Source organism: Blastococcus sp. SYSU D00922 (assembly GCF_054050495.1).
In genome coordinates this window covers 147,561-162,452 of the sequence record NZ_JBJGZL010000003.1, presented here as the reverse complement: position 1 = coordinate 162,452, position 14,892 = coordinate 147,561, and the positions used below count along the sequence as shown (strand labels likewise).

Annotated in this window: 14 protein-coding genes; 11 read left to right on the top strand and 3 right to left on the bottom strand. The window is 73.3% G+C overall.

Annotation, left to right across the window (positions count from 1 at the left end; genetic code table 11):
* Positions 1–7 precede the first annotated feature (7 nt).
* The 3 genes from ACI78T_RS05695 (at position 8) to ACI78T_RS05685 (ending at position 2,572) form a co-directional block, all read left to right on the top strand.
* Positions 8–697, top strand: coding sequence for an ABC transporter permease (locus ACI78T_RS05695; protein WP_456557111.1), 690 nt, complete (start codon positions 8–10; stop codon positions 695–697).
* Positions 694–1,425, top strand: a complete 732-nt coding sequence (locus ACI78T_RS05690) for an ABC transporter permease (RefSeq protein WP_456557110.1) — start codon at positions 694–696, stop codon at positions 1,423–1,425. Before ACI78T_RS05695 ends, ACI78T_RS05690 begins: the two co-directional genes overlap by 4 nt.
* Before the next feature lie 151 nt (positions 1,426–1,576).
* Entirely contained in the window at positions 1,577–2,572 is a 996-nt protein-coding gene (locus ACI78T_RS05685; protein WP_456557109.1) for a glycine betaine ABC transporter substrate-binding protein, read from the top strand.
* Positions 2,573–2,575: 3 nt separating this feature from the next.
* On the opposite strand, the gene ACI78T_RS05680 is transcribed toward ACI78T_RS05685, so the two are convergent.
* Entirely contained in the window at positions 2,576–3,184 is a 609-nt protein-coding gene (locus ACI78T_RS05680) for a DUF1684 domain-containing protein (RefSeq protein ID WP_456557108.1), read from the bottom strand.
* 92 nt (positions 3,185–3,276) lie between these two features.
* Between ACI78T_RS05680 and ACI78T_RS05675 the strand changes: the two genes are divergently transcribed.
* A complete protein-coding gene (locus tag ACI78T_RS05675; RefSeq protein ID WP_456557107.1) occupies positions 3,277–4,791 on the top strand; it encodes a DUF6779 domain-containing protein in 1,515 nt (504 codons plus the stop codon).
* A gap of 4 nt (positions 4,792–4,795) precedes the next feature.
* Here ACI78T_RS05675 and ACI78T_RS05670 read toward each other — a convergent pair whose 3' ends face one another.
* Entirely contained in the window at positions 4,796–5,536 is a 741-nt protein-coding gene (locus tag ACI78T_RS05670; RefSeq protein WP_456557391.1) for an SDR family oxidoreductase, read from the bottom strand.
* 290 nt (positions 5,537–5,826) lie between these two features.
* Between ACI78T_RS05670 and ACI78T_RS05665 the strand changes: the two genes are divergently transcribed.
* The 7 genes from ACI78T_RS05665 to ACI78T_RS05635 all read left to right on the top strand — a co-directional run bounded on the left by ACI78T_RS05665 (position 5,827) and on the right by ACI78T_RS05635 (position 13,844).
* The gene (locus tag ACI78T_RS05665; protein WP_456557106.1) at positions 5,827–6,777 is read left to right on the top strand and encodes a Rossmann-like and DUF2520 domain-containing protein; all 951 of its coding nucleotides are present in this window, start codon (positions 5,827–5,829) and stop codon (positions 6,775–6,777) included.
* Positions 6,778–6,782: 5 nt separating this feature from the next.
* Complete coding sequence (panC, locus tag ACI78T_RS05660; protein WP_456557105.1) at positions 6,783–7,655, top strand: pantoate--beta-alanine ligase; 873 nt, start codon at positions 6,783–6,785, stop codon at positions 7,653–7,655.
* Positions 7,656–7,663: 8 nt separating this feature from the next.
* Entirely contained in the window at positions 7,664–8,077 is a 414-nt protein-coding gene (panD, locus tag ACI78T_RS05655) for an aspartate 1-decarboxylase (RefSeq protein ID WP_277394592.1), read from the top strand.
* A complete protein-coding gene (locus ACI78T_RS05650; RefSeq protein WP_456557104.1) occupies positions 8,074–8,862 on the top strand; it encodes a type III pantothenate kinase in 789 nt (262 codons plus the stop codon). Before panD ends, ACI78T_RS05650 begins: the two co-directional genes overlap by 4 nt.
* A gap of 35 nt (positions 8,863–8,897) precedes the next feature.
* On the top strand, positions 8,898–10,412 hold the full coding sequence (gene lysS / locus ACI78T_RS05645; protein ID WP_456557103.1) for a lysine--tRNA ligase: 1,515 nt from the start codon (positions 8,898–8,900) through the stop codon (positions 10,410–10,412).
* 174 nt (positions 10,413–10,586) lie between these two features.
* Positions 10,587–10,934, top strand: coding sequence for a histone-like nucleoid-structuring protein Lsr2 (locus tag ACI78T_RS05640; protein WP_456557102.1), 348 nt, complete (start codon positions 10,587–10,589; stop codon positions 10,932–10,934).
* Positions 10,935–11,306: 372 nt separating this feature from the next.
* Entirely contained in the window at positions 11,307–13,844 is a 2,538-nt protein-coding gene (locus ACI78T_RS05635; RefSeq protein WP_456557101.1) for an ATP-dependent Clp protease ATP-binding subunit, read from the top strand.
* A gap of 150 nt (positions 13,845–13,994) precedes the next feature.
* Here the strand turns inward: ACI78T_RS05635 and ACI78T_RS05630 are convergent, their stop codons facing one another.
* Entirely contained in the window at positions 13,995–14,882 is an 888-nt protein-coding gene (locus ACI78T_RS05630; RefSeq protein WP_456557100.1) for an A/G-specific adenine glycosylase, read from the bottom strand.
* Positions 14,883–14,892 lie beyond the last annotated feature (10 nt).

Sequence of the window (14,892 nt, the reverse complement as noted above, 5' to 3'; positions counted from 1 at the left end):
GCGCCCGATGCTGAGCGCCGAGGTCCTCGCGGTGGACGAGGCGCCGAATCCCTGGTTCGACCCGTCCTACGTGACCTCCAATTGGGACTCCATCATGGGCTATCTGGGCGAGCACGTCAGGCTCACGATCGGCGCCGTCGTGCTCGGTGCGCTGATCGCGCTGCCGCTGGCGTTGGTCGCCCGGCGGAGCCGGTGGCTGGCCGGACCGGTGCTCGGGCTGTCCACGCTGATCTACACGATCCCGTCGCTGGCCATGTTCGCCTTCGTGGCCCCGCTGACCGGCATCACCGCGACGACGGTGCTCATCGGCCTGGTCCTGTACTCGCTGGTGATCCTGGTCCGGAACTTCCTCGCCGGCCTGCAGGCCGTGCCCGACGACGTCCGGGAGGCGGCCCGGGGCATGGGATACGGGCCCGGCCGGCTGTTCTGGCAGGTGGAGCTGCCGCTGGCGCTCCCGGCGTTCATGGCTGGGATCCGGGTGGCGACGGTGTCCACCGTCGCGCTGGTGACCGTCGGCGTGATCGTCGGCCACGGCGGGCTGGGGCAGCTGATCACCGGCGGGTTCGCGGCCAACTTCTACCGGGCGGAGATCGTCACGGGCGCGGTCGGCTGCGTCCTGCTGGCCCTGGTGGCCGACCTGCTGCTGGCCGGCGCCGAGCGCGCGCTCACGCCGTGGGCGAGGAGGGCGCGGGCATGAACCTCCTCGAGGAGGCGCTGGTCTACCTCAACGACCCGTTCAACTGGACCCGGCCCGGAGGGATCCTCGACCTGCTCGTCGAGCACCTGCGGATCTCCGCGCTCGCCGTGCTGGCCGCGATGGCGCTCGCGCTGCCGGTCGGCATCCTGCTCGGGCACGTCGGCCGCGGCGGCGCCTTCACCGTCGCCCTGTCCAACGTGTCCCGCGCGGTCCCGACCCTCGCGCTGCTCACCATCTTCGCCGTCACGCCCATCGGCTTCGGTCCGACGGCGACCACCATCGCCCTCGCCGTCTTCGCCGTCCCGCCCATCCTCACCAACACCTACGTCGGCTTCCGCGGCGTGGACCGGGACGTCGTCGAGGCGGCGCGGGCGATGGGCTTCGGCGAGCGGCAGGTGGCGTTCAAGGTGGAGCTCCCGCTGGCCGCCCCGCTGCTCATGACCGGGGTGCGCACCGCCGCCGTCCAGGTGGTGGCCACCGCGACGCTCGCCGCGCTGGTTGCCGGGGGAGGCCTCGGCCGGATCATCACGCTGGGTTTCCGCCAGCAGGACTACGGCGCCGTCCTCGCCGGCGCGCTGCTGGTCGCGGCGCTCGCCGTCCTCACCGAGCTGGTGCTCGCCGGGCTGTCCTGGGCCCTCACGCCCGGGCCGCGGAGGTTCCCGATCCCCCTGGCCCGGCAACGCTCCGTGGCCGGGCCGGAGCCGACCGCAGCGGGGATGCCGCTCTGAGTCGTCCGACCAGGTAAAGGGTCGGCAACGAAGCCGGAAGCTGTTTGCGTTGCGCGCAACCGACGGTGTTCGATCGTCGCGCGGGAGTCCTCCCGCCAGACACGCGTGGCAGCCGGCTGCCACGGGACACAGAAGGCGGGGCGTCGAAGACATGCGCGCACGCATCCGGTTCATCGCTCCACTCGCCGTCGCGGTCGCGCTGACCGCGGCCTGCGGCGAGTCCGGCTCCTCGGGCACCGGCGGTGACGCCGAGGCCGGCGGTTCGGCCTCCGGCGAGGCCTGCGCCCCTGTCGCGGGGGACCAGCTGGTCGTGCTCGAGGACGACAAGCAGCTGCAGAACGCCGACAACGTCATCCCGGCGGTCAACGCGGCCGCCGCCTCGAGCAGCCCGGCGCTGCTCGAGGCCCTGAACGCCGTCTCGGCGGTGCTCACCACCGACGACCTGATCGAGATGAACGCCGCCGTCGACGTCGAGCGGCAGGCCGTCGAGGACGTCGCCGCCGCGTACGTCGCCGACAAGGGCCTGGACTCCGGCGTCAGCGGCGGCAGCGGCCCCGTGGTCGTCGGCGCGGCCGACTTCAGCGAGTCGCAGGTCCTGGCCACCCTCTACGCCGACGTCCTGACCGCCGCGGGCTTCGACGCCAGCGTGCAGACGGTCGGCAACCGGGAGCTCTACCTGCCGGCCCTGGAGCGCGGCGAGATCCAGGCGTTCCCGGAGTACCTGGCCACGGTCACCGAGTTCATCGAGGGCGACGACTCCACCGAGGTGGCCTCCGGCGACGTCGACGAGACGGTCGCCGCGCTGACGCCGCTCGCGGAGGGCGTCGGCCTGGTGTTCGGCGAGCCGGCCGAGGCGGCCGACCAGAACGCGTTCGCGGTCACCCAGGACTTCGCCGACCAGCTGGGCGTCAGCACGCTCTCCGAGCTGGCCGACGCCTGCGGTGACGGGTCGCTGACCCTCGGCGGGCCGGGGGAGTGCCCGACCCGTCCGGCGTGCCAGCCGGGGCTCGAGGAGACCTACGGCCTGGAGTTCGCCGGCTTCCAGGAGTACGACGCCGGAGGCCCGCTGACCAAGGCGGCGATCCAGCAGGGCGAGGTCTCGATCGGCCTGGTCTTCAGCTCGGACGGCGCCCTCGCGCAGGGCTGACGCTCAGTACCAGGCGCCGCCGGGGGGCAGCTGCTCCCCGGCGGCGACCGGTGCCGCCACCCGGTTCCCCTCGGGCGCGAGCGGGCACGTCCAGCGCGGGTCGTAGGCGCACGACGGGTGGTAGGCGAAGTTCAGGTCCACCACCAGCCGGCCGCCGGTCCCGCCCAGGTCGGCGCCCTTGACCGTGTCGAGCAGGTAGCGCCCGCCGCCGTAGGTCGTGCTCCCGGCGGTCCCGTCGCGCAGCGGCAGGAACACCCCGCCGCCGTAGCTGTCCAGCCACCACACGTCGAGCCGCCCGACTGCGCCGAGGTCGACGGCCCCGACGCGCTCGAACGGGACGACGCCGTCCGTGGCCGTCGGGATCTCCAGGCGGGCGGGCTGGGCCGGCTCCACGACCGCGTCGAACCGCAGCGACGGGTCGTAGTCCGCGAACGGCAGGCCGCGGAAGGTCGCACGCGCCGCCTCGTCGAGCGGGGAGTCGGGGTGCCCGGCGAACAGCTCGTCCCGGCCGTCCCGCCAGGTCCGCCAGCCGGTCTCCGGGTCGGTCGCGGCCCGTGCGGCGGCGTACAGCGAGGCGACCTGGCGGCGCCAGGCGAGGAGGGTGAGGGTCACCGCGCCACTGTCGCAGCCGCTGTCGGCGACAGCTCGGTCACGACCTCGATTCCTGCCCGGAGGACGGCGCGTTCCGCCGCTACGCTGGGGTCATGCCCCTCCGCGAGGACGACGTCGCTCCTCGCACAGGCGTCCCCGGGCGTCGCACGCTGCTGCAGGCCGGCGGCCTCGTCCTGGCGATCGCGGCGACCCTCACCGTCTTCCTCACCGACAACCCGCAGCTCCTGCGCCTGGCCGTCGTGGGCGTGGCCTGGGCGTTCGTGCTGGCCACGGTCGCGGCCGGTCGCCGGGCCGGCGACCAGGACACCGCCCGGGCGCGCGAGGCGGAACTGCGCCGGGCCTACGAGCACGAGCTCGACCGCGAGGTCGCGGCCCGCCGCGAGTACGAGCTGGAGCTCGAGACCGAGCTGCGCCGCGAGGCCGAGGAGTCGATGCGGGCCGAGCTCGACGCGCTGCGCGGGGAGATCGCCGGGCTGACCGAGCTCCGGGACGAGGTCGCCCGCGTCAGCGAGCTGCGCACCGACATCGCGGCGCTGTCCGCCCTGCGCGACGAGGTGGCGCGGGTGGCGGCCCTCCGTGACGACGTCGCCGAGCTGACCTCGCTGCGCCAGGAGATCGGCCAGCTCGCCGAGCTGCGCGACGACATGGGCCGGCTCCGCCAGGAGCTCACCGAGCAGCTGTCGAGCGAGATGCTGATCGAGCGCATCGTCATGCGCACCCAGGCCAGCCGGCTCGGCGCCGAACTGGCCGACACCCCGAGCCGGGCGCTGGACGCCGCCACCCGCTGGACCGACGACGCCCCTCCGCGCGAGCTGACCGGGGGCTGGCCCGCCGTCCGCCTCGACGAGCCGCGCGAGACCCGGCAGTTCGAGCAGGTGCGGGTCGAGCGCGCCGCGCGCCCGCCGCTGCCCCCGCCGCCCGTCCCGCCGGTATCGCGGCCGGTGCCGTCGCCGTCCTGGCGGCCGAGCTGGGAGTCCCAGCCGGAGCCGCCGCGCAGCTGGGAGACCCCGTCGACCGCCTCCTGGGAGTCGTCGGCCCCCGCGTGGGAGACGCCCGCCGCCCCGGCGTGGGAGCCGGCGCGCACGGAGGAGCGGTGGTCTCCCTCGCTGGAGGACCGCTGGGCCCCTTCCGCCCCGGCCGCGGACACCCACGAGGACACGCCCCTGTGGTCGGCGACCGCGCACGACACCGGGGAGAGCGCCCGCTCCGTCGCGCCGCCGCCGGTCGACCCGCCCTCCCCGCTGGAGTGGCTGGCGGCCCGCTCGCTGATCGACGCGGAGCCGACCTCCTTCCGGCCGGAGGTGCCGCCCCGCCGTCGTCGCGGCGACGAACCGCCCGTGGACCCCGCCGCTGCTGTCACGACGCAGCGTCCGGCCGTCCGCCCGAACCCGCCGATCCGGGTGGACGACCGCGGCGGCTACCGGGTGGCCGTGCCCGAGGAGCGCCCGGCGGAGCGGCCCGGCCCGCCGCCGTCGCAGGAGAAGCGGCTGGCCGACATCCTGGCCGAGAACGGGGTCAGCCCCAGCACCGGCGGACGGCGGCGGCGGCGCTACCGCGACGACGACGAGCCGGACGACGTCCTGGCCCGGGTGCTGCGCGGCAGCTGAGCGCTCAGCGCCCGCGCGACAACCGGCCGCCGTCGAGCACGAGCGTCTGGCCGGTCACCCAGCCGGCGCCCTCCCCGAGCAGGTAGGCGGCGGCCTCGCCGACGTCCTCCGGCACGCCCAGCCGGCCGACCGGGTACTCGGCGGCCACCTCGTCCTCCCGGCCCTCGTACAGCGCGCCCGCGAACCGCGTCTTCACGACGGCCGGCGCCACCGCGTTCACGCGCACGGTCGGGCCGAGCTCGACGGCCAGCTGCGTGGTCAGGTTGATCACCGCGGCCTTGCTGACGCCGTAGGCGCCGATGTTCTCCGACGACCGGAGGCCGGCCACCGACGCGACGAAGAGCACCGAGCCACCGTGCTCTGCCATCCACGCCTTCCAGGCCTCCTGCACCAGGCCCAGCGAGGACACCACGTTCGTGTCGAGGATCTTCCGGAACGCGTCGAGGTTCAGGTCGGTCATCGGCCCGTAGACCGGGTTGACGCCCACGTTGCCGACCAGCATGTCCAGGCTGCCGAAGGTCTCGACCGCGGTGCGGACCGCCTCGGCGCGGTGCGCGGCGTCCGCCGCGTGGCCGGCGACGGCGACGGCGACCTCCGGTCCGCCCAGGCTCTCGACCGCCTCCGCCAGTGCGTCCGGCTTCCGGGCGGTGACCACGACGCGGGCCCCGCGGTCGACCAGGCTCTGCGCGATCGCCAACCCGATGCCGCGGCTCGCGCCGGTGACCAGGGCGGTCCGCCCGTCCATCGTGCCCACGCCGTTCTCCTGTCCCTCGGTGCGCTGAAGGACCCACGCTAGGCAGCCCTCGCACCACCCGTCCGGGTACCCCCGTGAGGCATGACACAGGCCGCTGGCGTTGCGGGGCGCCGGAACCGGTCACACACTCGCCATCGGCGATCCATCCGCGCGACACAGCCGGTTGCAGCGGGGGACGCCACCAGCACCGCCGCTCCACCCGCACGACCCCTGAGCGGCCTCCAACGGTGGAGGCCACCGACGTCCGGTACCCGCGAGGGACTGGAACGAGAGGGTGCACGATGCCTGCTGCCCGCAGGACCCGTCGCGCTGCCGGCCTCGCACCCGCGGCCGCCGCGCCTGCCCGCCTCCGCGTGGGCGTCATCGGCGCCGGCCGGGTCGGCGCCGTCCTCGGCGCAGCGCTCGCCGACGCCGGCCACGACGTGGTCGCCGCCTCGGGTCTGTCCGCCGCCTCCGCCGAGCGCGCCGCCCGCCTGCTGCCCGGCGTCCCGCTCGTGCCCGCCGACGAGGTGGTGGCCGCCTCCGACCTCGTCGTGCTCGCCGTGCCCGACGACACCCTCGCCGGTCTGGTGTCCGGCCTGGCCGAGACCGGGGCCTGGCGCGCCGGCCAGCTCGCCTTCCACACGTCCGGGGCGCACGGCCTCGCCGTCCTCACGCCCGCGGAGCAGGCCGGTGTCCTGCCGCTCGCGCTGCACCCCGCCATGACGTTCTCCGGGGCGCCCGAGGACGCCGACCGGCTGGTCGGCGCACCCTTCGCCGTCACCAGCCGGCCGGAGTACCGCGCCGTCGCCGAGACCCTGGTCCTGGAGATGGGTGGCGAGCCATTCTTCGTCGACGAGGACGACCGGCGGCTCTACCACGCGGCCCTCGTCACCGGCGCCAACCACCTCGTCACGCTCGTCGCCGAGGCTGCCGACCTGCTGCGCTCCGCGGGTGTGGCCGACCCGGCCCGCGTGCTGCAGCCGCTGCTCACGGCCGCGCTGGACAACGGCCTGCGCCGGGGCGACCGGGGCCTGACCGGTCCGGTCAGCCGCGGGGACGTCGGCACCGTGCGCAACCACCTGGAGACGCTCGCCGAGCGGGCGCCGACCTCCGTGTCGGCGTACGTCGCCATGGCCCGCCGCACCACCGAGCGGGCGCTGGCCTCCGGCCGGCTCAAGCGGCACGAGGGCGCCCCGCTGCTCGACCTGCTGTCCGGCACCCGCGACGAGGACGCGGCGGGCGCGCGGTGACCACGGTGACCGTGTCAGCCGCCCGCCCCACCACCCCTGGCCCATCCGTCGCCGAGACCGCGGCCGACCTCCGCCGGCTGCTCGCCGACCTCCCCGGGCCCGTCGCGCTGGTGCCCACCATGGGGGCGCTGCACGAGGGCCACCGCACGCTGGTGCGCGCGGCCCGCGAGCGCGCGGCCACCGTCGTCGTCTCGGTCTTCGTCAACCCGACCCAGTTCGGGCCCGGCGAGGACTTCGACCGGTACCCGCGCACGTGGGACGCCGATCTCGCGGCGCTCGCGGAGGAGGGCGCCGACGTCGTCTTCCACCCGCCGGTCGAGGAGGTCTACCCGCCGGGCGCCGTGGGGGTGACCGTCGACCCGGGGCCCCTGGGCTCCGTCCTCGAGGGCGCCGTCCGGCCGGGTCACTTCGCCGGAGTGCTGACCGTCGTCGCGAAGCTGTTCGGTCTCGTCCGCCCCGACGTCGCCCTCTTCGGCGAGAAGGACTACCAGCAGCTCACCCTCATCCGGGCGATGGCCCGCGAGCTGGCGCTGCCCGTCGAGGTGGCCGGTGTCCCGACCGTCCGGGAGGACGACGGCCTGGCCCTGTCCAGCCGCAACCGCTACCTCGACGAGGACCAGCGGGCGGCGGCCGCCACCATCTCGGCAGCACTGCGTGCCGGGGCGGCCGCGGGGTCGCAGGGCCCTGACGCCGTCCTGTCCGCCGCCCGTGCGGTGCTGGCCGGACGGCCGGACCTCCTTCAGGACTACCTCGAACTCACCGATACCGATCTGGGGCCGGCGCCCGCCGCCGGGCCCGCCCGCCTGCTGGTCGCGGTCCGCGCCGGCACCACCCGACTCCTCGACAACACCGCCGTGACACTGGGAGAGCCCCGATGATGCGCACGATGCTCAAGTCCAAGATCCACCGTGCGACGGTCACGCAGGCCGACCTGCACTACGTGGGCTCGGTGACGATCGACGAGGACCTCCTCGACGCCGCCGACCTGCTCCCCGGAGAGCAGGTGGCGATCGTCGACATCACCAACGGCGCCCGCCTGGAGACCTACGTGATCCCCGGCGAGCGCGGCAGCGGCGTCATCGGGATCAACGGTGCCGCCGCGCACCTGGTCCACCCGGGCGACATGGTGATCATGATCAGCTACGGCGTCATGGACGAGACCGAGGCGAAGAGCTACATCCCCAAGGTCGTCCACGTCGACGGCGCCAACCGCATCGTCGAGCTGGGCGGGGACCCGTCGGCCCCGGTGCCCGGCGCCGAGGACCAGCGGCGCAGCGACCTGGGCGTCCCCGTCCGGTGACCCTGCTGACGGTCGACGTCGGCAACAGCCAGACCGTCCTCGCCACGTTCGACGGCGAGCAGCGCATCGGCTGCTGGCGCGTCACGACGTCCCCCCGGGCCACGGCCGACGAGCTGCGGATGCTGTGGCGGGGCCTGCTCCGCGACACCCACGTGACGGGCGTCGCTGCCTGCTCCACGGTGCCGGCGCTGCTGCCGTCGCTGCGGCAGCTCCTGGACTCGCTCGAGGTGCCGGTGGTCCTCATCGGCCCGGGTGTGCGGACCGGCGTGCCGCTGCACGTGGACAACCCCCGCGAGGTCGGTGCCGACCGCGTCGTCACCGCCCTCGCCGCGCACGAGATGTTCGGCCGCCGGCCCGACGGGCGCGGGCGGCCGGTCGTCGTCGTCGACTTCGGGACCTCGACAAACGTGGACGCCGTCGGGCCCGACGGGCAGTTCCTGGGCGGCGCGCTGGCGCCCGGGGTGGAGGTCAGCCTCGACGCGCTGGCCAACCGGGCCGCGCAGCTGCGGTCGGTGGAGCTGACCGTCCCGACGCACGCGATCGGCAAGAACACCGTCGCGGCCCTGCAGTCGGGGCTCGTGCTCGGCTTCGCCGGCCTGGTGGACGGCCTGGTGGCCCGCATCGCGGCCGAGCTGGTCGGGCAGTTCGGCGCCGCGCCGGTCGTCGTGGCGACCGGCGGGCTGGCGCCGCTGGTGGTCGACAGCTGCCGCTCGATCGGCGAGCGGGAGCCCGACCTGACCGTGCACGGCCTGCGGCTGGCCTTCGAGCGCCACCAGGCCAGGTAGGTCCCCGTCGGCCGCCGTCCGTAGGCTCTCGGTCCGTGAGTGACGGATCCATCGGCGACGACGGCGGCAGCGAAGAACTCCCGGAGCAGATGCGGGTGCGCCGCGCGAAGCTGGACCGCCTGCGGGAGAGCGGGATCGACCCGTACCCGGTGACCGTCGCGCGCACCACGACGCTGGCCGCCGTCCGCGCGGCCCACCCGGACCTCGAGCCGGACACCATGACGGGGGAGACCGTCGGGATCACCGGCCGGGTCATCTTCTTCCGCAACACCGGCAAGCTCTGCTTCGCGACGCTGCGCGAGGGCGACGCCGAGCTGCAGGTCATGCTGTCCCGCGACCGGGTCGGGGAGGACTCGCTCGCGGCCTGGAAGGCCGACGTCGACCTCGGCGACCACGTCCTCGTCACCGGCGAGGTGGGGACGTCGCGGCGCGGGGAGCTGTCGGTGTTCGCCGACTCCTGGCAACTGACGTCGAAGTCGCTGCGGCCGCTGCCGGTGGCGCACAAGCCCATGAGCGAGGAGCTGCGGGTCCGCCGCCGGTACGTGGACCTCATCGTCCGCGACGAGGCGCGGCGCACCGTGCGGCAGCGGGCCACGGTCATGTCCACGCTGCGCGCCGGGCTGACCTCCCGCGGGTTCCTCGAGGTCGAGACGCCGATGCTGCAGACGGTGCACGGCGGTGCGGCCGCGCGGCCCTTCCGCACGCACATGAACGCGTTCGACCTCGACCTGTACCTGCGCATCGCGCCCGAGCTGTTCCTCAAGCGCTGCATCGTGGGCGGCCTGGACCGGGTGTTCGAGATCAACCGGAACTTCCGCAACGAGGGCGCGGACAGCTCGCACTCTCCCGAGTTCGCGATGCTCGAGACCTATCAGGCCTACGCCGACTACCAGGTGATGGCGACGCTCACGCGCGAGCTCATCCAGGAATGCTGCCTGGCGCTGTTCGGGGACCACGTCGCCCGCCACCACGACGGCACCGAGATCGACCTGTCGGGGGAGTGGCCGCAGGTGCCGCTGTACTCCGTGGTCTCCGAGGCCGTCGGCGAGCCGGTCACCCCGGAGACGCCGGTGGAGAAGCTGCGGGCGATCGCCGAGCGGCACGACGTCGGCGTCGACCCGGCGTGGCTCCCCGGCAAGGTGGTGGAGGAGCTGTTCGAGGCCCTGGTCCAGCACACGCTGCAGGCCCCGACGTTCGTCATCGACTACCCCCTCGACACCTCGCCGCTCACCCGGGCGCACCGGTCCGAGCCCGGGCTCGCGGAGAAGTGGGACCTCTACATCGGCGGGATCGAGCGGGCGACCGCCTACTCCGAGCTCGTGGACCCGGTCGTGCAGCGCGAGCGCTTCACCGCCCAGGCTGCGCTCGCCGCGGCCGGCGACCCGGAGGCCATGGCGCTGGACGAGGACTTCCTCGAGGCGCTCGAGTACGGAATGCCGCCCACCGGCGGTATGGGCATGGGTATGGACCGCTTGATGATGACGCTCACGGGTCTCGGAATCCGCGAGACGATCCTGTTCCCGCTGGTCCGCCCAATTTCCTCCCAGTGAAACCACCGCGCGCCTTTCACTAGAACCGGCGCGGTCCGTTTCACCACTTCGAGATGTCGAGTCGAAGTGCATTGACCATTTCGCGGAGTGTTGTGCTGTAATGGTTCTCGTCGTCCCCACCGGGCGACAATTTCCGTTCAGCCGCAACTCGGTTGCGAGAAGTGAGGAACATCGATGGCGCGCAAGGTTCAGGTCATCCTGAGCGACGACCTCGACGAGAACCTGTCTGCCGACGAGACGGTGAGCTTTTCCCTCGACGGCACCTCGTACGAGATCGACCTGGCGGAGAAGAACGCCAAGGAGATGCGCGACGTCTTCTCCCGGTACGTCTCGGCCGCCCGCAAGGTGGGCCGCGGCTCCCGTTCCGCCTCCGGTGGCGGCCGCGGCCGTTCGACCGGCGGCCGCATGGACCGCGAGCAGGCCGGTGCCATCCGGGACTGGGCGCGCAAGAACGGCCACAACGTCAGCGACCGCGGCCGCATCCCGGCCAGCGTCGTCGACGCCTACGAGGCCGCGCACTGAATCACGGCGACTCGTGAGGTCCCTGTGACCTCCGCGCGTGTCCGCACGCGAACCGGCCCGGTTCCCCTTAGGGGGGCCGGGCCGTCGTCGTCCCCGGGGCACCCGTGGTGCCGGGTGTAGCGACTCCACCTGCGCGGACGCGGAGCGTGTCCCGGCGTCCGCTGACGGCGTAACCGCGCCGGAACACGGGCCCGCCACCATCGGTTGGAACGGGCAGCCACCCACCGCCCCTGTTCATGCGCGACGGGACGACGTGGTCCGCGACTACAGTGGAAAGACCGGTGCCCCCCAGCGCCGACGGATGTCGGGTGCTCCTTCCCCAGCACAGGAGAAGGACAGTGCCGGACCAGCCGGTCGAAGGAGAAGCAGCAGATGTTCGAACGGTTCACCGACCGAGCCCGCCGCGTTGTTGTCCTGGCCCAGGAAGAGGCCCGGATGCTCAACCACAACTACATCGGCACCGAGCACATCCTCCTGGGCCTGATCCACGAGGGTGAAGGCGTCGCTGCCAAGGCACTGGAGTCCCTGGGCATCTCGCTCGAGGGCGTCCGCCAGCAGGTCGAGGAGATCATCGGCCAGGGCCAGCAGGCCCCGTCCGGTCACATCCCCTTCACCCCGCGGGCGAAGAAGGTGCTGGAGCTCTCGCTGCGCGAGGCTCTGCAGCTCGGTCACAACTACATCGGCACCGAGCACATCCTGCTCGGCCTGATCCGCGAGGGCGAGGGCGTCGCCGCCCAGGTGCTCGTGAAGCTCGGCGCCGACCTCAACCGCGTCCGCCAGCAGGTCATCCAGCTGCTCTCGGGCTACCAGGGCAAGGAGCCGGCCGCGGCCGGCGGTCCGGCCGAGGGCACCCCCTCCACCTCGCTGGTGCTCGACCAGTTCGGCCGCAACCTGACCCAGGCCGCGCGCGACTCCAAGCTCGACCCGGTCATCGGGCGGGCCAAGGAGATCGAGCGGGTCATGCAGGTCCTGTCGCGGCGGACCAAGAACAACCCCGTCCTCATCGGCGAGCCCGGCGTCGGCAAGACCGCCGTCGTCGAGGGCCTGGCCCAGGCCATCGTCAAGGGCGAGGTGCCCGAGACGCTGAAGGACAAGCAGCTCTACACGCTGGACCTCGGCGCGCTCGTCGCCGGTTCCCGCTACCGCGGTGACTTCGAGGAGCGGCTCAAGAAGGTCCTCAAGGAGATCCGCACCCGCGGCGACATCATCCTGTTCATCGACGAGATCCACACCCTCGTCGGTGCGGGTGCCGCGGAGGGCGCGATCGACGCCGCCAGCATCCTCAAGCCGATGCTGGCCCGCGGTGAGCTGCAGACCATCGGCGCCACCACGCTCGACGAGTACCGCAAGCACCTGGAGAAGGACGCCGCTCTCGAGCGCCGCTTCCAGCCCATCCAGGTCGGCGAGCCGACGCTGCAGCACACCATCGAGATCCTCAAGGGGCTGCGCGACCGCTACGAGGCGCACCACCGGATCAGCATCACCGACGCCGCCCTGGTGGCCGCGGCGACGCTGGCCGACCGGTACATCTCCGACCGCTTCCTGCCGGACAAGGCGATCGACCTGATCGACGAGGCCGGTGCCCGGATGCGGATCAAGCGGATGACCGCCCCGCCGGACCTGCGCGAGTTCGACGACCGGATCGCCGGCATCCGCCGCGAGAAGGAGTCGGCGATCGACGCGCAGGACTTCGAGAAGGCCGCGTCCCTCCGCGACAAGGAGAAGACGCTGCTGTCCGAGAAGGCCGAGCGCGAGAAGCAGTGGAAGGCCGGCGACATGGACGTCGTCGCCGAGGTCGACGACGAGCAGATCGCCGAGGTGCTGGCCAACTGGACCGGCATCCCCGTCTTCAAGCTCACCGAGGAGGAGACCACGCGTCTGCTCCGCATGGAGGACGAGCTCCACAAGCGGATCATCGGCCAGGAAGAGGCCATCAAGAGCGTCAGCCAGGCGATCCGGCGCACGCGGGCGGGCCTCAAGGACCCGCGCCGTCCCGGTGGTTCCTTCATCTTCGCCGGCCCCTCGGGTGTCGGTAAGACGGAGCTGGCGAAGGCTCTGGCGCAGTTCCTGTTCGGCGAGGACGACGCGCTCATCCAGATCGACATGGGTGAGTTCCACGACCGCTTCACCGTGTCCCGTCTCGTCGGTGCCCCTCCCGGTTACGTCGGTTACGACGAGGGTGGCCAGCTGACCGAGAAGGTGCGGCGCAAGCCGTTCTCGGTGGTCCTCTTCGACGAGATCGAGAAGGCGCACGCGGACGTGTTCAACACGCTGCTGCAGGTTCTCGAGGACGGCCGGCTCACCGATGGTCAGGGCCGGATCGTGGACTTCAAGAACACGATCCTGATTCTCACGACCAACCTCGGTACGCGGGACATCTCGAAGGCCGTGGGTCTCGGATTCCAGGTCGGGAATGACACCCAGAGCAACTACGAGCGGATGAAGCTGAAGGTCAACGAAGAGCTCAAGCAGCACTTCCGGCCCGAGTTCCTCAACCGCATCGACGACATCGTCGTGTTCCACCAGCTGACCGAGAACGAGATCATCGAGATCGTCGACCTCATGGTCTCCCGCGTGGAGACGCAGCTGGCGAACAAGGACATGTCGCTGGAGATCACCCCGGCTGCGAAGAAGCTGCTCGCGCACCGCGGCTTCGACCCGGTGCTGGGTGCCCGGCCGCTGCGCCGGACCATCCAGCGCGAGATCGAGGACGCGCTGTCGGAGAAGATCCTCTACGGCGAGCTGACCGCTGGTCAGATCATCGTGGTGGACGTCGAGGGCGAGGGCGCCGACGCGAAGTTCACCTTCCGCGGCGAGGCCAAGCCGATCGACCTCCCCGACACCCCGCCGGTGGCCCTCTCGGGCGCCGAGGGCGACGAGGACGGCCCGGCCGCAGCGCAGGCCGAGTAACTCTCAGCACGGACGACAGGGGCCGCTCCCACCACCAGGTGGGGGCGGCCCCTTCGTCGTCCCCGGGGTGGCCACCCCTCGTGCCGAGATCCCGTGATCTCGGCGCATCGGCGGGGGTGAGGCGCCGAGATCGCGGGATCTCGGCGCGGGTCAAGCCGGGAGGCGGAACAGCCCGTCGTCGGTCTGCTCGACCAGCCCGTCGGTGAGCAGCGAGTCCAGGCACCGGCTGCGCTGCACGGGGTCGTCCCAGGCCCGCTCGAGCGCCGCGGCGTCCACCGGCTCGTGCGCCGCCCGCAGGACGTCGAGCAGCCGCCCGCGGACCTGCCGGTCGGTACCCGCGAACTTCTGCACCCGGCGGGCCGGGCCCGCGTGCGCGGGCGCCCCGGCCAGCCGCCAGGCGCAGCGGTCGCGGACCGGGCAGTCGCCGCACCGCGGGGTCCGTGCGACGCAGACGAGCGCGCCGAGCTCCATCGCGGCCACGGAGAACCGGGTCGCCCGCGCAGGGTCCGGCGGCGTCAGCGCCGCGATGTCGGTGAGGTCGGAGGCCCGGGCGGTGCCGGCCTCCGCGCGGCCGTGCAGCAGCCGGGCCACGACCCGGCGCACGTTGGTGTCCACGACCGGCTGCGGTTGCCCGTACCCGAAGCAGGCGACTGCCCGGGCCGTGTAGGTGCCCACGCCCGGCAGCGCCTCCAGCGCGGCCACGTCCGCCGGGACGACGCCTCCGTGCCGCTCCACCACCGCGACGGCGGCCTCCCGGAGCCGCAGGGCCCGCCTCGGGTAGCCGAGCTTGCCCCACGCGCGGATGACGTCGGCGGGGGCCACGGCGGCCAGATCGGCCGGCGTCGGCCAGCGGGCCATCCAGTCCCGCCACACCGGCTCCACGCGGGCCACGGGCGTCTGCTGGAGCATCACCTCGCTGACCAGCACCGCCCACGCGTCGACGCCGGGCCGACGCCACGGGAGGTCGCGGGCGGCGGTGGCGTACCAGTCGACGATTGCCTCGCCCGCCACGCGCGGGGACTCCGGGGCAGCGGTCACGGGAGACCAG